The organism is Kaistella yonginensis (genome assembly GCF_030409525.1).
Classification (GTDB): Bacteria; Bacteroidota; Bacteroidia; order Flavobacteriales; family Weeksellaceae; genus Kaistella; species Kaistella yonginensis.
On the sequence record NZ_JAUFQB010000017.1, the window covers coordinates 201,591 to 220,923 of the forward strand.

General features: G+C 33.1%; 18 protein-coding genes. 16 read left to right on the forward strand and 2 right to left on the reverse strand.

Going from position 1 to position 19,333, the window contains the following annotated elements; all coding sequences use genetic code 11:
- Nucleotides 1–29: 29 nt before the first annotated feature.
- Entirely contained in the window at nucleotides 30–1,277 is a 1,248-nt protein-coding gene (gene nusA / locus QWY78_RS06780) for a transcription termination factor NusA (protein WP_290217831.1), read from the reverse strand.
- 108 nt (nucleotides 1,278–1,385) lie between these two features.
- Nucleotides 1,386–1,853: a ribosome assembly cofactor RimP gene (gene rimP / locus QWY78_RS06785; protein ID WP_290217833.1), complete on the reverse strand. Its 468-nt coding sequence runs from the start codon at nucleotides 1,851–1,853 to the stop codon at nucleotides 1,386–1,388.
- A 188-nt stretch (nucleotides 1,854–2,041) separates the two neighbouring features.
- Here rimP and QWY78_RS06790 point away from each other — a divergent pair, with 188 nt between their 5' ends.
- The 16 genes from QWY78_RS06790 (at nucleotide 2,042) to QWY78_RS06865 (ending at nucleotide 19,330) form a co-directional block, all read left to right on the forward strand.
- Nucleotides 2,042–3,367 (forward strand): UDP-glucose dehydrogenase family protein, encoded by a 1,326-nt coding sequence (locus QWY78_RS06790; protein WP_290217835.1) that lies wholly within the window; start codon nucleotides 2,042–2,044, stop codon nucleotides 3,365–3,367.
- An 18-nt stretch (nucleotides 3,368–3,385) separates the two neighbouring features.
- The gene (locus tag QWY78_RS06795) at nucleotides 3,386–4,363 is read left to right on the forward strand and encodes a hypothetical protein (RefSeq protein WP_290217837.1); all 978 of its coding nucleotides are present in this window, start codon (nucleotides 3,386–3,388) and stop codon (nucleotides 4,361–4,363) included.
- Nucleotides 4,364–4,398: 35 nt separating this feature from the next.
- Nucleotides 4,399–5,247: an ABC transporter permease gene (locus tag QWY78_RS06800; RefSeq protein ID WP_290217838.1), complete on the forward strand. Its 849-nt coding sequence runs from the start codon at nucleotides 4,399–4,401 to the stop codon at nucleotides 5,245–5,247.
- Nucleotides 5,248–5,337: 90 nt separating this feature from the next.
- The gene (locus QWY78_RS06805) at nucleotides 5,338–6,570 is read left to right on the forward strand and encodes an ABC transporter ATP-binding protein (RefSeq protein WP_290217840.1); all 1,233 of its coding nucleotides are present in this window, start codon (nucleotides 5,338–5,340) and stop codon (nucleotides 6,568–6,570) included.
- The gene (locus tag QWY78_RS06810) at nucleotides 6,567–7,355 is read left to right on the forward strand and encodes a class I SAM-dependent methyltransferase (RefSeq protein WP_290217843.1); all 789 of its coding nucleotides are present in this window, start codon (nucleotides 6,567–6,569) and stop codon (nucleotides 7,353–7,355) included. The genes QWY78_RS06805 and QWY78_RS06810 overlap by 4 nt, the downstream gene beginning before the upstream one ends.
- Nucleotides 7,356–7,369: 14 nt before the next feature.
- Nucleotides 7,370–8,269 (forward strand): glycosyltransferase family 2 protein, encoded by a 900-nt coding sequence (locus QWY78_RS06815; RefSeq protein ID WP_290217845.1) that lies wholly within the window; start codon nucleotides 7,370–7,372, stop codon nucleotides 8,267–8,269.
- Nucleotides 8,269–9,108, forward strand: a complete 840-nt coding sequence (locus QWY78_RS06820) for a glycosyltransferase family 2 protein (protein ID WP_290217847.1) — start codon at nucleotides 8,269–8,271, stop codon at nucleotides 9,106–9,108. Before QWY78_RS06815 ends, QWY78_RS06820 begins: the two co-directional genes overlap by 1 nt.
- Before the next feature lie 9 nt (nucleotides 9,109–9,117).
- Nucleotides 9,118–10,014, forward strand: coding sequence for a glycosyltransferase (locus QWY78_RS06825; RefSeq protein ID WP_290217849.1), 897 nt, complete (start codon nucleotides 9,118–9,120; stop codon nucleotides 10,012–10,014).
- Nucleotides 10,015–10,016: 2 nt separating this feature from the next.
- Nucleotides 10,017–10,934 (forward strand): glycosyltransferase family 2 protein, encoded by a 918-nt coding sequence (locus tag QWY78_RS06830; protein ID WP_290217852.1) that lies wholly within the window; start codon nucleotides 10,017–10,019, stop codon nucleotides 10,932–10,934.
- A gap of 43 nt (nucleotides 10,935–10,977) precedes the next feature.
- Complete coding sequence (locus QWY78_RS06835; protein WP_290217853.1) at nucleotides 10,978–11,895, forward strand: glycosyltransferase family 2 protein; 918 nt, start codon at nucleotides 10,978–10,980, stop codon at nucleotides 11,893–11,895.
- On the forward strand, nucleotides 11,885–12,568 hold the full coding sequence (locus tag QWY78_RS06840; RefSeq protein WP_290217855.1) for a GNAT family N-acetyltransferase: 684 nt from the start codon (nucleotides 11,885–11,887) through the stop codon (nucleotides 12,566–12,568). The genes QWY78_RS06835 and QWY78_RS06840 overlap by 11 nt, the downstream gene beginning before the upstream one ends.
- A complete protein-coding gene (rffA, locus tag QWY78_RS06845; RefSeq protein ID WP_290217857.1) occupies nucleotides 12,565–13,698 on the forward strand; it encodes a dTDP-4-amino-4,6-dideoxygalactose transaminase in 1,134 nt (377 codons plus the stop codon). Before QWY78_RS06840 ends, rffA begins: the two co-directional genes overlap by 4 nt.
- The gene (locus QWY78_RS06850) at nucleotides 13,698–15,557 is read left to right on the forward strand and encodes a hypothetical protein (RefSeq protein ID WP_290217859.1); all 1,860 of its coding nucleotides are present in this window, start codon (nucleotides 13,698–13,700) and stop codon (nucleotides 15,555–15,557) included. The genes rffA and QWY78_RS06850 overlap by 1 nt, the downstream gene beginning before the upstream one ends.
- Nucleotides 15,558–15,603: 46 nt before the next feature.
- Nucleotides 15,604–17,400, forward strand: a complete 1,797-nt coding sequence (gene asnB / locus QWY78_RS06855; RefSeq protein ID WP_290217861.1) for an asparagine synthase (glutamine-hydrolyzing) — start codon at nucleotides 15,604–15,606, stop codon at nucleotides 17,398–17,400.
- 108 nt (nucleotides 17,401–17,508) lie between these two features.
- On the forward strand, nucleotides 17,509–18,123 hold the full coding sequence (locus QWY78_RS06860; protein WP_290217863.1) for a transposase: 615 nt from the start codon (nucleotides 17,509–17,511) through the stop codon (nucleotides 18,121–18,123).
- Nucleotides 18,124–18,262: 139 nt separating this feature from the next.
- On the forward strand, nucleotides 18,263–19,330 hold the full coding sequence (locus QWY78_RS06865) for a hypothetical protein (RefSeq protein ID WP_290217865.1): 1,068 nt from the start codon (nucleotides 18,263–18,265) through the stop codon (nucleotides 19,328–19,330).
- The last annotated feature ends 3 nt before the right edge of the window (nucleotides 19,331–19,333 follow it).

Consider the following 19,333-nt stretch of genomic DNA (forward strand, 5'->3'; position numbering starts at 1 on the left):
TTAACTTTATAATGAGTTTTTAGAAAAACTTAGTCTTCTAACTCCTCTCTAAGGATTCTCTTTACTTCCTCAATCGTTTCTTCTTCTAAGTCGGTCAAATTAACTAGTGCGTCGGTTTCTTTATCCAAAACGCTCTTGGCTGTGTTCAAACCAACTTTACGCAATTCATCAACAATCCACTGCTCAATATCCCCTTCATCTGTGCCTACAAATTCTCTTAATTCTACATCATCATCTTCATTCGCTTCTCTATAAACATCAATATCATAACCACTTAACCAAGAGGCCAATCTGATGTTTTGTCCTTGCTTACCAATGACTCTTGAAATTTCTTCTACCGGCGTATAAACCAATGCGTAGTTCGTTTCTTCGTTAATTTCAATTTTATTAATGGTAATATTCCCTAAGGCTCTCTTTACCATGATTTCAGGATTTTTGGACCATTGAATCACGTCAATGTTTTCATTTTTCAATTCTCTTACCACTCCGTGGATTCTAGACCCTTTTACTCCAACACAAGCTCCCACAGGATCAATTCTGTCATCATAAGCATCTACAGCAATTTTTGCTTTCTCACCTGGAATACGCACTACTTTTTTCAAAATAATGGTTCCATCTTGAATTTCAGGAATTTCCATTTCCAATAATTTTTCCAAAAATCTTGGTGCCGTTCTCGACACAATGATCTGTGGTTTTGCTCCTTTGAAATCTACGCTTTCTACAATCGTACGAATACTTTCTCCTTTCTTAAAGAAATCAGAAGGAATTTGATTTTCTTTTGGCAAAATAAACTCGTTATCTTCATCATCCAACAGAATAACGTGTTTGTGACGAATATGGTGCACTTCTCCCGTAACAATTTCCCCAATTTTATCTCTAAATTGATCGTATAAAACGGCGTTATTATGCTCCTGAAGTTTGGTTGCTAAAATTTGTTTCAGGGTCAAGATACTTCTTCTTCCTAATTCTTCGATAGGAATTTCTACTGAAAAATCATCGCCAATTTCGAAAGTTGGATCTATTTTTTTTGCTTCTGAGATTTCTATTTCCAAGTCATCATCTTCAGACATTTCATCTGCGACAATTTCTTTATTTAAAAAAATCTGAAAATCTCCTTTATCTGGATTTACAATAACGTCAAAATGATCATCAGAATCGAATCTTTTTCTAAGCAAAGTCTTCAATGAGTCTTCGATAATCGCCATCAGATCAATCTTGCTGATGTTTTTGTCTTCTTTGAAATCGCCAAATGCTTCAATCAATGCTAAACCGTCCATTAATATATGTTTTGTTTAAGGTTTGAAATGTAAAGTTTTTACGCTTTAAATTTATTCAATTTATCATAAAAAAATGCCTAATTCCTAAAAATTATCACTTTCTTGTTTTTAGAACTTTATTGCCACAAGTGCTTTTTTAATATCGGAATAAAGAATTTCTCGTTCTTCAACGACGTCTACTTTTCCTTTTCCAATATCTTTCGGTTTACGGTATTTCAAAACCAAGGTGATTTTATCCTCTTCCACGCTCACCAACTCCCCTTCTATTTCTGAAGAATCGTTCATCACCAATTCTAACGACCGCCCAATATTTTTACGATATTGTCTGGGTGAATTAAGAGGCTCACTTAAGCCGGCACTCATTACTTCCAGAGAGAAATCATGCTCTTCGCGATCCATATTGAATTCTATAGCGCGACTTGCATCTAAACAATCCTGAAGGGTAACTCCGTGATCACCATCCAGAATAACACGAATATGATCGGTTGCTGAAAACTTCATATCAATCAAAAAAAGATCTTCCCTTTCTGCTAAAAAATCGTTTAATAATTGTGCTATTTGCGCTTTAAAATCCATATTTATTTTAAAATACTCTTACGAAAAAAGGCATTCTTCCGAAGGCCTTTTCATTATAATTTCCGTAAATCCGTGGCAAATATACATCTTTTTAATAAAATGACAAAATAATTGCATTTTATTGAAGGAGCAATAAACAGCAGAGAAATGATTAATTCCTATATTTGCAAAAATTAAAAACTCAGATTGTGAATATAACGATTGTTGGCACCGGCTATGTCGGCTTGGTTACGGGAACTACTTTGGCGGAATTAGGAAACACAGTCTACTGTGTAGATATTGACGCTAAAAAAGTTGAAACGATGAAACAAGGAATCGTGCCAATCTATGAACCAGGTTTGGAGGAAATTTTTTTGCGAAATATACAAGCGCAAAGATTATTTTTTACCACTGAACTTAAAGATGCTTTAGAAAAAAGTGAGGTCATTTATTTAGCACTCCCTACTCCGCCTGGAGAAGATGGCTCTGCAGATCTTTCTTATGTACTCTCTGTTGCCAACCAAATTGGCGAACTCATCACCGATTACAAAGTAATCGTGAATAAATCGACCGTTCCTGTAGGAACAGCAGATAAAGTTTCCGCCGCAATCTCTGCCAAAACAAATGTACCTTTCGATGTGGTTTCTAACCCAGAATTTTTGCGGGAAGGTTTTGCGATGGAAGATTCTATGAATCCTGCGAGAGTAATCGTGGGGAGCGAATCTGAACGCGCTAAAGAAATTATGTCGCAAATTTATCAACCCTTTACCAATATTGGCATCCCTATTATTTTTATGGATGAAAAATCGTCGGAACTAACCAAATATGCCGCCAATTCTTTTCTTGCCATGAAAATTACTTTCATGAATGAAATTGCGAATTATTGCGAAAAAGTAGGTGCAGACGTAGATAAAGTTCGCCTCGGAATGGGAAGTGACGACCGAATCGGGCATCGTTTTCTTTTTCCCGGAATCGGTTATGGTGGAAGTTGTTTTCCGAAAGATGTAAAAGCGCTTATTCGATCGGGAAAACAAGAAGGTTTTGATTTTAAAATCTTAGAAGCAACCGAAGAAGTGAACGAAGCGCAAAAAGTAATTTTGGTTTCGGAAATTGAAAATTATTTTGGCGGAGATTTGAAAGGGAAGAAAATTGCACTTTGGGGCTTGGCTTTCAAAGCAAATACCGATGATATTAGAGAAGCATCTTCTTTGGACAACATCAAACTTTTATTGGAAAAAGGAGCGGAGATAATCGCTTATGATGCCATCGCCGAAGAAAATGTACGACGCGTTTTAGGAGATTCCATCACGTATTCACAAGACATGTACTCGGCAGTGAAAGATGCAGATGCGCTTTTAATCGCCACCGAATGGAGTGAATTTAAAAATCCGAACTTTGATTTGCTGGCAAAAAAGATGAAAAACAAAGCCATATTCGATGGTCGAAACATGTTTGCGTTGGATCAAGTTGAAGATACGGGGTTTTACTATAAATCGATCGGTCGGAAAACCATGGGAAATTTTCCCACGTATTAATCTTTAAACAGAATTCTCTTGAAAATTAATTTATTTTCGAAAATAATATTCATTCTACTATTGGCGTTTACGGTCAATAGTTTTGTTTATTTTTCATTCGGAAATTTGTACTCCTCAACGGTTCTTAATTATGCTGATTTTGAAAATCAGTTTCATTCGGGGATTTATCAATATCGAATTTTGAGTGGTTATTTCCTCATTTGGATTTATGATTTTTTATCAAGTTTAAATATTGATTATCAGATCTTTAAATTAAAATTTTTCAATACCGATGCAGAACCGAAAATGTATTTATCTTTTTTTATTTTAAATACCATTTTCTTGATTTTGAGTTCTATTGTACTGGTGTTCATTACCGAAACTAAAAACTTCATCGCCACCCAATCTGAGAAAATCCTCATGATTTCGGTAGCGATTTTTGCGATTTCCCTTTCACAATTTGTGATTGTCCCTTATGATGTTTCGAGTTATTTTTTCCTCTTGTTTTTCTTCTTTTTTCTTCTGAAATATTTAGAAAAAGATTCAGCTTTAAATTTAATAATTTTACTAGTGATTCTCATTATTTCTACCTTCAACAGAGAATCTTCTGCACTTTCACTTTCTTTGGCAGCGACTTTACTGTATGCGAAATTTGGGTTAAAGAAAAAGATGTATTTACCCATAATCTTCTTATTTGTTTCATTTATTGCCGTTTATCTCGGTATGCGATTGTGGTCTGAAAGTTTTTCTACCAATGACGGAAATCTTTTAGAAGAAAATTTCAGCCAGCCGAAAAATTTTCTGGGTATTTTGTTTTGGATGATTTTCTTTATTTTCACCTTAATCCTTGCGAAAGACAGAAAAGGGGTTCGTCTTATTTTGATTTTCCATGTGTTGTCTTTTCCTTATATTTTGATGTGTTTTTATACAGGAATTCTGTATGAAGTACGTTTGTATATTCCGATTTTCTTAACCTCGCTTATTTTGAGCCGAACTGAATTTTCAAGATTTGATTAATTTACCTTAATTTTGCGAAAACATTATTTACACAAATGACCGAACCTCAGCAACAATGGACAGAAACGATCGAGTCTAATCATTCCCTTTTTGACCTGAAACTAAAAGAAGTTTGGCGGTATAAAGATTTGGTTTATATGTTTGTAAAGCGGGATTTTATTTCCGGGTTTAAGCAAACGATTCTCGGTCCGATTTGGTTTTTCATTAACCCTATTTTCACTACGATTGTTTATCTCGTTGTCTTCGGAAATATCGCCAACTTATCAACCGATGGTGCACCAAAAATTCTCTTTTATCTTGCCGGTGTTACCTTGTGGAATTACTTTTCAGGTTGTCTTACAGGAACTTCAAATGTTTTTGCGAGCAACGCGAATATTTTTGGTAAAGTTTATTTCCCGCGTTTGGTAATGCCTTTAACCATTGTGATTTCAAATCTGATGCGTTTTGGAGTTCAAATGGGTTTGTTCATCGTGGCATTTTTATATTATTACTTTAAAGGCGAGGTACAACCTAATATTTGGATTTTAGCCACGCCATTTTTGGTTGTTTTAATGGCTGCTTTTGCGTTGGGCATGGGTATGATTTTCTCTTCCCTAACCACCAAGTACCGTGATATACAAATGCTTTTAGGATTCGGCGTGAGTTTATTTATGTATGTTACTCCGGTGATTTACCCACTTTCTTCCTTACCAGAAAGATTGAAAGCCATTGCTTATTACAATCCGCTATCCGGCATATTCGAATGTTTTAAATACGCCTGGTTGGGCGTAGGAGACTTCTCTGCCGCCATGCTATTAACCAGCAGTGTTATCATTTTCATATTATTAGCCATAGGAACCGTGGTCTTCAACAAAGTTGAAAAAGGGTTTATGGATACGGTTTAGAAGAGTCCAGCGAAAAGTAAAAGAGTCCAGTGAAAATGGTGATGAAAAACAACTCACAAATCGTTTAAAAAATTTATTAAATAAGACAACATGCTCGCATTAAAGGCAGAAAACATATCAAAACAATACCGTCTCGGACAAGTAGGAACTGGCACACTATCGCATGATTTGAACCGATTTTGGCATCAGATTCGGGGCAAAGAAGATCCTTATTTAAAGATAGGCGAAGCCAATGATCGTGCTTCGAAAGGCGAAAGCGAATATGTTTGGTCCTTGCGGGACATCAATTTTGAAATTGAACAAGGCGATGCCGTAGGAATTATCGGCAGAAATGGCGCAGGAAAATCAACATTATTAAAATTATTAAGTAAAGTAACCAAACCCACAACCGGAAAAATTTACACCAACGGCCGTATTGCCTCACTTCTGGAAGTGGGAACCGGTTTTCATCCGGAAATGACGGGCCGCGAAAACATCTATCTGAACGGCGCTATCCTTGGAATGACCCGGAAAGAAATCACCCGAAAATTTGATGAAATTGTTGACTTTTCCGGCGTCGAAAGATATATTGACACACCGGTAAAACGGTACTCCTCGGGCATGTATGTTCGTCTGGCCTTTGCCGTAGCTGCACATCTGGAGTCCGAAATCTTAATTGTTGATGAAGTTTTGGCAGTTGGCGATGCCGAATTCCAGAAAAAATGTTTAGGGAAAATGGGCGATGTTACCAAAGGCGAAGGAAGAACTATTTTGTTTGTGAGTCATAACCTCCCAAGCATTGCTAAATTATGTTCAAAAGGTATATTTCTTGAAAATGGACTTTTGAAAAAAAGCGATGAAATCTCCGAAATCATTTCATTATATGCACATAATACAGAAAGCGAATCAATAATTCCTAATAATAACAAAAGCATTTACCTATTAGATTTTAAATCTTATGATGCTAATGATATAAAAAGCAATCTACAGACTAATAGAAAAGGAATTTTAGAATTCGTAATTAATGCAGATAAAGATGTTAACAACGTTAACATCGGAGTTGGATTTAATGACGATATGGGAACTCGTATTTTCACACCATTTTCAGATCATTTTAAAAAATCATTTAACCTAACGAGAGGAATCAATACAATTTTTTGTGAAATAGACGACTTTCCTCTAAAAGCAGGAAGATATAGTTGCGAAATTTATGTGGGCAACCAATCAGAAGTTTTTGATTATTACGACAAAGGATTAAATATACATATTAAAGATAATTATACCTTGGAAAAACCAGATTATTCGCAAGGTTATTTTATTGTAAAACAAAATTGGCATTTATGAAAGAAAAAGATATAGTGGAGGAATTATTCTGTACAAATTTTGAATTAAAAAATTTGTCAGATTTATTAGTTTATGGCAAAGCAGAAAGGTGGATCTATGGTTTTATGTTCAAAAAATATGAACAAGAACATTTAGATCGTTACAAATATATTCTCAAATATACTAAAGATAAAAATGTTTTGGATATAGCCTCAGGCTGTGGTTATGGCACCTATTTAATTGCAACAGAAGGGAAAGCAAACCAAGTTATTGGAGCTGATTTAAATGAGGACGCAATACGTTATGGTAATCATCGCTATCCCCATGAGAATATTAAAAGATTTGTAGCAGATGGCACTACATTCAAATACGACTCACTTTTTGATATTATTATCAGTTTTGAAACTATTGAACACGTACCTAATTACTTAGATTTCGTAAATAATTTATATGCAAATTTAAAAGACAACGGAACCTTAATAATATCAACACCTATTACTAAAACAACTAATACTAAACCTAATAACCCTTTTCATGTTATTGAGTGGAATTTTTATGATTTCCACAAACTTTTTAAAGACAAGTTTGAAATAATGGATATCATATTACAAGAAATTAGAATTCCTCCTTTCAAAAAAAGAAATGAGTACACTATTAAAAATCGTATCCTCAATAGAATTTCACCAGAAAAGACACAAAAACCAACTATAGGGCAACCAATTGAAAAATTCACCAATCAATATGACATGAATTTAGTAGATGAAGGGTATCAAACATTAATTCTTAAAAAGAAAAATAATGTTTAAATAGTTGTAATCTTATGAACCAACTCGCCATCATCATTCCCTATTATAAAATCGATTTCTTCGAGGAGACGATACAATCTGTTGTTGCGCAAACCGACAAAAGATTTATACTGTATATAGGGAATGATGCCAGTCCGAACGACCCAAAGCCAATTCTGGATAAATATTTGAAACCTAATGAATACGAATATTTTGATTATAAAGAAAACCTTGGAGGTCAAAACCTCGCTTTGCAATGGGAACGTATTTTGGATCATGTACAGGAAGAGTGGTTCCAAATATTGGGGGATGATGATGTTATTTCTAAAGACTTTGTTGCAGAGTTCTATAGCAACCTCAATGAAATCAATAAATACCATTGCAATGTGATTAAATTCTCACAAGGTTGGATCGATGAAAAGGGAACACAAATCCGAGAGTTTACTAATTATCCCAAACTGATGAAACCTTTTGAAAACTGGGAAAAAAAATTCATCAACGGCGATCAGTCAAGTCTTTCAGAACATATTTTCCGAACTTCTTCTTATTTAAAACACGGATTTCGGCATTTCCCTTTGGCATGGTCATCGGACGATTTTGCAGTTCTTGAAATCAGCGACGGAAAAGACATTTATTTCATCAAAAACGCTGAAGTGAAAGTTAGGATTAGCAAAGAAAATATTTCCGGAAAAACCGATAACGAAGAAGAAAAGAAAAAAGCTTTGCATCTCGCAAATGAATATTTAATTAATAAATATTACCGCGAAATCCCCAAAGATTATTTATCATCAAAAATTCAGGAACAGATAAAATACGCTTTTCAACATCAATCTTCCGATCTAAAAATCAATCTAATAAAGCTGTATTGGTATTTGAAGGATTATAAAAAACTCCTAAATTTACCCAAAACCTATTTTTATTTGTACACAAAATAATGCCGAAAGTTTCCATCATCATTCCTTGTTACAATCAATCAGCATTTTTAGTAGAATGCTTGGAATCTGTCGCGCAACAAACTTTCACCGATTGGGAATGTATATTAATTAATGACGGAAGTACCGACAATACCGAAGAAATTTGCAAAAAATGGGTGGAAAAAGATCCCAGATTTCAATATATTTTTACAGAAAATAAAGGTGTTTCTAATGCCAGAAATCTCGGTTTAGCAAAAGTAGAAGGTGATTTTATTCAATTTTTGGATGCAGATGACACCATGGATCTACAGAATTTCGAAAAGAAAATTGCACGATCTGAAAATGTACAAATTATTCTAGGGGAATTTAATATTTTGACGGATAATAAATACTACGACGGATACAATAAATTAAAAAAAGAATTTCTGGATTTTGAAACCCTTTTTTTCGAATGGGAAACTAAATTTACCATCCCGATTCACGCAGCATTAATCTCCAAAGAATTATTAAAAGATTTTCGGTTCGACAGCACGTTACTCTGCTTTGAAGATTGGTTGATGTGGCTGCATATCACTGCACAAAAACCGGTTTGCAAATTTATTGATGAACCCTTGGTTTCCTACAGAAAAGAAGACCATCAAATAAGCGCCTCTTCAGACCTGACGAAATTGATTGATGAGAAAATTAAACTTCTTCCCATCATTAAATCCACTTATGGCGAAGAACTACACGACCGATATGTTTACCAATTAATAAAGAAAAAATCTTTAGAAAATCTTAACCAGAAAAATTATATCCGTCAACTTCAAAACACCAAAGTCTTAAAATACTATCTCTCTATTAAAAAATTATTCAACTAAATTTTTATAATGAAAACTTCCGTCGCACTTTGCACGTATAATGGAGAAAAATATCTCGCAGCGCAACTGGATAGTATTTTATCACAGGAACATAACGTAGATGAAATTGTGATTTGCGATGATCGTTCTACAGACGAAACTTTTTCTATTTTAAAGAATTACAAAACTCGTTTTCCGGAAATTTTCAAAATTTTCAATAATGAGCAAAATCTGGGATATGTTGCTAATTTCGAAAAAGCACTTGCACTTTGTAGCGGCGAAATTATTTTTCTTTGCGATCAAGATGATGTTTGGTATCCTGCTAAAGTGAATTCTGTAATTGATTATTTCAAAGAAAATCCGTCCATCGGAATTGTTGCCCATGATTTGGATCTCTTCGGAACTTATGATGGCAAAAAAACTTTCTGGGAATTGAGAAAATTCTCTGCGGAAACAAAACTTTCAAACCAAGAATTATTAAAGGAAATAGTACTCAAAGGAAATATTTTCCCCGGAATGACCTTGGCAATCAAGAAGAAAACTTTGCAAGACTATTTGCCTTTACAAAAAGTAGATTCCATCATCATTCACGATTACGAATTAGTTATTAAAGGATTACGAGCTCAACAGTTTGGATTAATTTCAAAAACTCTAGGAGCGTATCGGCAACACGAGCAACAATCCATCGGATTTAGCGAAAATGAAAAATCACAAAAAAGTGAGTTGGCGAAAATTCAGCTGCGTTCTGAACATTACTTGCGGCTGAAAAAATATACAACTGCATTCAGTTTAAGCCCAAAAATCGCAGAAGATTACCGCAGAGAAATTAAACATAAATATTCCTTATTTTTGAAAGACTTTACTTTTCTAAAGCGAATTGCAGTTCACTTGAAAAATAAATACTATTATAAAATCCTTCATTTCTAAAAATGCCAAAAATCTACCTCATCATCGTTACCTTCAATGCCATGAAATGGGCAGAAAAATGCTTTTCAAGTTTAAGGAAATCATCTGTTCCTGTGCAAACAATTGTGGTAGATAATGGTTCAAATGATGGAACACAAGATTTTATTAAAAACAATTTCCCCGAAGTAGAATTCTTACAATCTCCTGAAAATTTAGGTTTCGGGAAAGGCAATAATTTGGGAATTGAAATGGCGTATAAAAAGGGCGCAGATTTTTTTTATTTAATGAATCAAGATGCCTGGATTTTCGACGATTCCATTCAAAATTTGCTCGATGTTTTTGAAAATCATCCCAAAAAGGAGGAAATCGGAATTTTGAGCCCGATGCATTTGGATGGAAGTGAAGAAAAATTAGATCTATTTTTAGATAAATATATTGCCCAAAACTTTAAAACCAGAATGATTTCAGATTTGTATTTGAATCAGGTGAAATCTTTTTATGAAATCTCTTTTATCAATGCAGCGCATTGGTTTTTACCAAAAGAAACCGTAGAAAAAGTGGGTGGTTTTAATCCCTATTTTTTCCATTATGGCGAAGATAATGAATATGTGAATCGGCTTCATTTTCACGGAAAAAAAATCTTGCTTTGTGCAAAAAGCAGGGTTGTACATGATGGAAAACAAAATTTAAAAAAAGTAGATTACGAAAAATATTCAGATTTGGGAATTGAAACCAAAATGTTAAACCCCAATTTACCCAATTCTTTTAACCAGGAAAAATCTGCGTTGAAGCAAAGTATTTTGAAAAATTTCTTGTTGAGGAATTTTGAAGAAGTGAAGAGATTGCGAAAAATTCTGCATAGACTTCAGAAAAATTCAGAAGAATTAGTCAGTTTAAAAAACAAAATTTTCAAAGAAGCACATCCTTTTTTAAATATTTGATATTCTATAGGTTTTAATATCTTTGTAAAAACTAAAAACACAAATGATCAGTATCGTAAGTCCGGTGTACAGAGCCGAAAAAATCTTACCCACTTTGGTTGCAGAAATAGATGCGGTCATGGCAACAATTAGCGAAGACTATGAAATTATCTTGGTTGATGATCGCAGTCCAGATGATTCTTGGGAGGTAATGAAATCTCTTACTTCAACAAATCGAAATTTAAAAACTTATCGATTAAGCAGAAACTTTGGGCAACACGCGACAATTATGGCGGGACTTTCTAAAGCTGCGGGAGATTGGATCGTGGTAATGGATTGTGATATGCAAGATCAACCGAAAGAGATTGAAAAACTTTATCGAAAAGCACTTGAAGGATATGATGCGGTTTTGGCTAGAAGAGAAATGAGATTGGATTCGTATTTTAAAAGATTAACATCCAAAATTTTTTACAGGATTTTCAATTATCTTGCTGGTATTGAAATTAATAATGAGATTGCGAATTTTGGGATTTATAAGAATAAAGTAATCACCTCGGTTTTAAAAATAGAAGATCACATCAAATTCTTCCCTCTGTTTGTAAATTGGGTAGGTTATGCCACCACAAGCGTTTCGGTGGAACATCGTCATAGAGAAGATGGGAAATCTTCTTACAGCTTATCTTCGCTCATATCATTGGCTTTTAATGTCATCATCTCTTTTTCCGATAAGCCCCTAAAAATATTTGTGGGTTTTGGAGCAATGATTTCTATGCTATCAATTTTTGTGGCAGCCTATTTCACAATTAGCTATTTTCAAGGGCAAATTTTAATCTCCGGGTTCAGTTCTATTATCTTATCCATCTGGTTTCTATCTGGTATCATCATCAGTTGCATCGGTATTGTGGGTATTTATTTGGGGAAAACATTTAACCAAACTAAAAATAGACCAGTTTTTATTATTGATGAATCATATGGAGGTTAAAGAATTGGTTTGGGATTCTGCATTTTTCAATAAAAAAATTGGCGAAATCAACCTGCTTAAAAATGAAAAAGCAGTGGCAGATAAAATCTTTGATTTAATCATAGTAAAGCAACCAAGCGACGACGATGTAAAACTGGCTGGCTATGAGTGGTCTTATACCGAAACCAAGATTGTTTTTGAAAAAACACTAAAGCGGCTTAATGATATTGATGAAAGCGGTATTCAAGACACGGATCATTGCGCTAAAAATATCGATTTTTTCAAGGAACTCGCCTATGAAAGTGGCCAAAATAGCAGGTTTTTGCTAGATCCTAATTTTGGCGAAGCACTGTTTAAAAAACTCTATGACGAATGGATAATCAATAGTTTAAACAAAAAATTTGCGATAAAAATATTTTTTGTAGAAAAAGAAAATCAAGCAATCGGTTTTATCACCCTACAGAAAGACGGTCAAGTAGGAAAAATAGGACTAATCGCCACTCATCCCAAATTTCAAGGACAAGGAATTGGTAAAAAACTCCTGAAATTTGCAGAAAATTATTGTTTTGATAGGAGCTTAACAAAATTGGAAATTCCTACGCAAAAACAAAACGTTCAAGCTTGTAAATTTTATGAAAAACAAGGTTACGTACTGAATAAGGAATTAATTATAAAACACTTTTGGAGAAAATGATCCCATTTAACAAACCCTATCTTACGGGTAAAGAAACTCAATATATCGAAGAAGCTGTGGCAACTGGCAAGATTTCTGGGAATGGTATTTTTACCCAAAAATGTCAAAAATTTTTCGAAGATAATTATGGTTTTAAAAAAGCTTTATTAACGACTTCTTGTACGGATGCGCTCGAAATGTGTGCAATCTTGGCAAATATTAATGAAGGAGACGAAGTTATTGTTCCAAGTTACACTTTTGTATCCTCGGCTTTACCTTTTGTTAGGCAAAATGCGACCATTGTTTTTGCAGATTCTTACGAAGATAATCCTAATATTGATGCAGATAAAATCGAATCATTAATCACCCCCAAAACCAAGGCAATCGTAATTGTACATTACGCTGGAATTGCGTGCGAAATGGAGAGAATTTTAGAAATTGCAGCGCAACACAACTTGATCGTCATTGAAGATGCTGCACAAGCAGTTGATAGTTATTACACCTTTAAAGACGGCACCAAAAAAGCCTTGGGAAGTATCGGCCACTTGGGTGCATTTTCTTTTCATGAAACCAAAAATATTATTTCTGGCGAAGGAGGAATGCTGACTATTAATGATGATAAATATATACACCGAGCTGAAATAATTTGGGAAAAAGGAACAAACCGTTCGCAATTTTTCCGAGGCGAAATTAATAAATATGGTTGGGTAGATACAGGTTCTTCTTTTCTTCCGAGCGAAATTATTTCTGCTTTTCTTTGGGCACAATTAGAAAATTTAGAAAATATTCAGCAAAAAAGATTGGAGATTTGGAACAAGTATTATGAGGGGTTAAAAGATAATCCAAATTTTTCGCTGCCTATAATTCCAAATTACGCAACCAATAATGCACACATGTTTTATTTGGTTTTTAAAAATATAGATGACCGCACAACAATAATCAAAAAATTAAAAGAAAACGGAATTTTAGCGGTATTTCATTATTTATCGTTGCATAAAAGTGATTTTTATAATGAAAAACACGACGGTAGAATTCTTCCTAACTCTGATCATTTTGAAGATTGTTTATTAAGACTTCCTCTTTTTTACGAACTAACCGCAGACGAACAATTTGAAATAATTGATAAAATCTCATTAACAATAAATGAATAATGAATAGTAACAAAACATTTTCATTAAGCATTGGCTTTCTATGTTGTTCTATAATAATTATTGCATTGTTGCATTATATGACTAGAAATGCTGTAGCAATAATGTCTTTGCAAGATGCATTATGTATTTTCGGCACTTGTTCTATTTTTCTCTTGCTACCAGAAGCTTTCGGAAAAAAATCACTTTTTGTTTTTCTTGGTTTAACTTTACTTTTGCCTTTATTGGGGATTTTTACAATACATGTTCAAAACCTTAATTACGTGATCGTACTATTTTTAGCAAGTGCAAGTGTCGTATTAAATTTAAGAAAATTTAGAAACATTACTTGGAACTTTATTGCATTTGGTTTTCTAACCCTATTATTTTTCATCTTACTCATCTATAGTTCATTCTCTCAAATACTTTCTCCTGTCTTTGCAGAACTTATTATTAATGGAAAATCGGTTCCAGACACTTTGTTTCATGCAGCAATTTCAAATTCTATCCTATTTGAAAACTCTGTTTCTACGCAAATTCATGGAAATAGCACCTTTAGCTATCATTGGTTTTCCCATTATTTATACGCTGGTTTATCGGCATTAATAGGAATTAAATCAATAGAATTTTACAATTGGGGATATCCCATAATAATTCTTCCTTTGTTTATAAAACATTTGTATATTTTATTTTCAGAAACCCTAAGTTTTTTTTCAATAACTCCATCAAAAATTTTAATCTTCTTTCCTGGATTGATCATTTATGTCTTTGTTTTTCTAGGAGTAGGTGGCTTTTCATCTTATTTAAGCAGCGAAAGTCTTATGTTATCTCACATTTATCAATTTATTTTTTGGATAATGGTGATTAGATACCAACAAAAATTAGTTGATCAACCTTTCTTTACAATTGCTGCATTTGCTCTACTCGTACTAATACTTTTTACCAAAGTATCTGTTGGGGTCATCACCTTCATGTTAGCAACATATTTGTATTTCCGTTATTCGCAACGCAAATTACATTATGCAATTTTAATTTTACTTTCAATTATTTTTGGGCTAATTTGCTATTTGTATTTTCTTGCCATCAGAAATCCCGAAAATCCCGTAAATTTTTTAACAAGAATACAAAATTTCACTTCACAAGCAATAAGTTATATTTCTTACATCGTTTCTATATTTTACATCTTCTATTTCTTTTTGAATAAGGAGAACTCTTTCTCCGTAATAATAAATAATTTCAAAAACAAAAAAATAATTCTTGAGGAAATTATTCTCCTTAGTATTATTTTGAGTTTCGGTTTAGGGCTATTTTTTGGCGCAAACAAAGGAGATTCTTTATATTTTGCAAGTACTTTTTTCTTTCTGAATTTTATTATTTTACTATTGCTGATTGTACAAAATTTCACAGCAGAAATAAATCCCAAAAGATCAATAATCGTGGTATATTTCATCATTTTTACATCTTTTCTAATGTTTCCGCAACCAGCAATGATTAAATACAATTCTTTCAAAGAAAAAAACGATTCCAAAATACAAAATCCTTTGATGCGAGAATTAGTAAAAGATTTGATAGAAGAAAAATACATTCCTCATACCGTAATTTCAATTCTTCCCGAGGAAAAATGGTTTTATGAAAGTCAAAAATATAAAATTACCACTCCATTTATTATCAGCGGAATGAGTAATCTTCCCGCTTTACTTTCTATAAGTAAAGAAAACCTTTATTCTAATCAATACTCTTTTGACTCTTATAAAAAGAATTATTCAGGAATCAACAATCACCATCAACTCGTTAGTGAGGCAAAAAAATTAGGTTATAAAAAAATTATACAATTTTATTCCTTCAATGGAAAACTAAATAAAAGAATCATTAATATTAACTAAACCTTAACTTTGTGAAAATTAATCAAATCTTTTCATTACCGAAACTATGTGCGGAATAGCAGGAATTATCACCCCAAATGCTTCAAATTACAGAGCAGAATTACAGAAAATGACCGATGCCATTGCGCATCGTGGTCCGGATTCGGCGCATCAGGAATTTTATGAAAATGCAGCTTTGGGACATCGGAGATTATCCATCGTCGATCTTTCTGAAACCGGCAAACAACCGATGTTTTCTCAAACCAAAAACGAATGTATCGTACTGAACGGGGAAATTTACGGTTATCTGGATCTCAAAAAAAAATATTCCAATTATCATTATCGCGGAACATCGGATACAGAAGTAATTTTGGCCATGTATGAACAAAAAGGTAATGCTTTGTTGGATGAACTTCCGGGAATGTTTGCTTTTGCCATTTGGAATGAAGAAAAACAAGAACTTTTCTGCGCAAGAGACCGCTTCGGCGAAAAACCTTTCTATTACGCTCATGGAAAAAATGGAGAGTTTATTTTTGCTTCAGAAATTAAAGCAATTTTGGCTTCTGGATTGATAAAACCAATCGTAAATCAAGAAGCGATTTCCCATTTTTTACAATATGGTTATGTGAATGCGCAACAAAGCATTTATTCCAATATTTTCACACTTCCTCCTGCTCATTTTTTGGTGTATGCTAAAGGTGAAATTCAACAAAAAAGATATTACAGCATTCCAAAAAACGATTTGAAAATCAATCTTTCTGAAGCCAAAGAAGAATTTTCTCATTTGCTGAAAAATGCGGTAGAAAAACAATTAATTGCCGATGTAGAAGTCGGAAGTTTTTTGAGTGGCGGTTTAGATTCTTCTACAATTGTTGCGATGGTGAACGAATTTAAAGAAAAACAAACCACCATCAGTTTTGGCTATTCTGGCGAAAATAGCGAGCTAAAATTCGCCGAAGAAATTGCGAATAAATACAAAACCAATCACATTGAAATTCACGAAAACCGTGGAGATATTGCCACAGATTTGAAAAAAATATCACCTTTTTTCGACGAACCTTTTGCAGACATGAGTTATACGCCACAATTTAAAATTTGTCAAGCCGCTGCAAGACATCTAAAAGTGGTCCTTTCTGGAGATGTTGGTGATGAACTTTTTGGCGGTTATCATTTTTATACAGTAGAACAGGAAATGCGAAATCATTTTTCCTACAATAATGTATTGCTGCAATTTGGTTTGAAACAATTTGGAAAATTTCGGGAAACATCTTTTGTTACAAAACAAAATGCGATCTATAAAAACATTCTGGATTTTCATCAAAATAAAGTTCGAAATTATTTTACCAAAGAAGAAAGAAATGCTTTAGGAATTAAAGCAAATTTTCAGCAGGAATACAGTTTCAACATCAATCCAAATTCTGTGAACGACATGATGCGCGTAGATCTGGAGAAATATGTTCCAGGAAATATGCTCATGAAATCCGACAGAATGGCAATGGCAAATTCTCTGGAAGTGAGAACTCCTTTTCTAGATAAAGATTTTGCAGAATTCTGCATTCAACTTCCAGACAATTTAAAATTAGATTCCAACAATGATAAAATAATCTTGCGAGAAACCATGCAGAATTACTGGACAGAAACCATCAGGAATCGCGATAAACAAGGTTTTGGTTCTTCTGTAGAAACCTGGTTTGAAGAAGAAAGTTTGATGAATTTATCTGATGATTTACTAAAAAACTCTTCCAACAAAGTTTTTGATGTCATCGATTTCAAAACCACCCAAAAGCATCTCAACAAAGACAAAAAACATTGGAATTTGTTGCAATTGGCAATTTGGGCGGAGAATTATAAGGAGTTTATTTAACACTTCTCTAAAACTTTGAAGGTTTTATAAGTTTTAAAATGGTTGTGGAATCCAAACCTTCAAGGTTTTTAAAACCTTGAAGGTTTAATAAAAAGACAGTTAAATAAAATGAATAGCAAAAAAATTCCGCTTCAACAAGGTTGTTATTATCATATTTACAATCGTGGAAATAATAGACAGAATATCTTTTTCGAAAACGAAAATTATACCTATTTTTTAGATAAATTAGACCAATATATTTCTCCTGTTTGCGATGTGATTTCTTGGGTTTTGCTCAAAAATCATTTTCATTTGTTTGTTTATGTAAAATTGGAATCTGAAATAGTCACTTCAAAACTTAAATACAGTGCTACTGAAACTCCAAAAAAGTTGGATGCCAGTTTACAGTTCGGACATTTATGCAATTCTTATGCAAAGGCAATTAATAAAAGGTATAACAGAACAGGAAGCCTTTTTGAGAAAAATTTTGAGAGAAAACCCGTAGTTGGAAAAAAATATTTTAAACATCTTATTCATTATATTCACAACAATCCTGTTCATCATGGTTTTACAGATAACAACTGGGAGTATCCTTGGAGTTCGTACGGAAGTATAATTTCTCATAAACCTACCAAATTGAATCGTAAATTTGTGTTAGATTTGTTTGAAAATGAGAATTATTTTAATCTATATCTCAAAAATGGAGAAGATTATGATGATATTAAAGATATTATTATTGAGTAAAACAAACTACTTCATCAAACCTTCAAGGTTTTAAAAACCTTGAAGGTTTATTAAAAAAATCGTCTTTCAAATCCAGAACTATTAGAACATATTTCCAAAGTTGGGGGAAAAATTATTCAAAAATATTACGATATAGAAAATGCAAAAAAAAATCAATCAACTGAAAATTCTTTTCAAAGATATTTTGGCATTCATTAAACTGAAATTTTATGTTCATCCGAAAAATGAAAAAGCATTATTGGTGAGTTTAGAAAATCCACAATTGTACCACAGATTTGCGTATTTACTATTGAAATTTTACCAATTGGCTGGTTACAATATTTATTATCCGATGGATTTTTCTTTGTTCAGAAACCTTCGGAACAAAGACCATTATTTAGGATTAATTATGCGGGAGAAAAACTTTCTTGCCATCAATAAAACAAATCTTCCAGAAAATTTTGTAGAAATAAAGGATGAAATGTTCAGTCCAGACTATTTTAAAAATTATTTCGAAAATAACAATCAGGAAGAAAATGCATTTCATATTCCGATGAGTTGCCATCCTTTTATGTACCATCATGAAATTTGGAATAGAGAAATAAACCTCAATAAAAAACGGTACAATTCGATTTTTAGTTATGGAAATTTTGATTCTGAAGCGTATTTAGGAATAAAAAAAACGCACTTTCGGGTTCTAACCAGATTAGATTTACTCCACTTTTTCAAAACTAAAACTGATTTTGTAAACATTAAAAATAAAGAAGAAGTTAACTCTGAAAATGCTTCGCTCGACAGAAAATATGTTTTCGCCATCAAAGAAGATTACAGAATTGAGATGGAAGATATCCGGGAATTATTGTCTTGCTTTAATTTTTATCTGTGTTGTTCCGGTGTGGTGATGCCGCTTTGCCATAATGTGATTGAGGCGATGTCGGTTGGAACAATTCCGTTGATTGAAAAAGGATATTCTGATGTGATGTATCCAAATTTAGAAAATGGTGTAAATGCTATTATTTTTGATGATTTAAACCATCTCGACCACCTACTTTCCCACGAAATTTTTGAAATAGATGCATCAAAAATTTCTGAAATACGAGAAAATGTATTATCTTATTACCATAATTTTTTATCACCAAAAAGTGTCGTAGAAAATTTGAATAAAAGCATTGAAAACAAAAATCTTATTTATCTCCAAGCGGAACATCGCAGCGTGAAATTCTTTTAAATA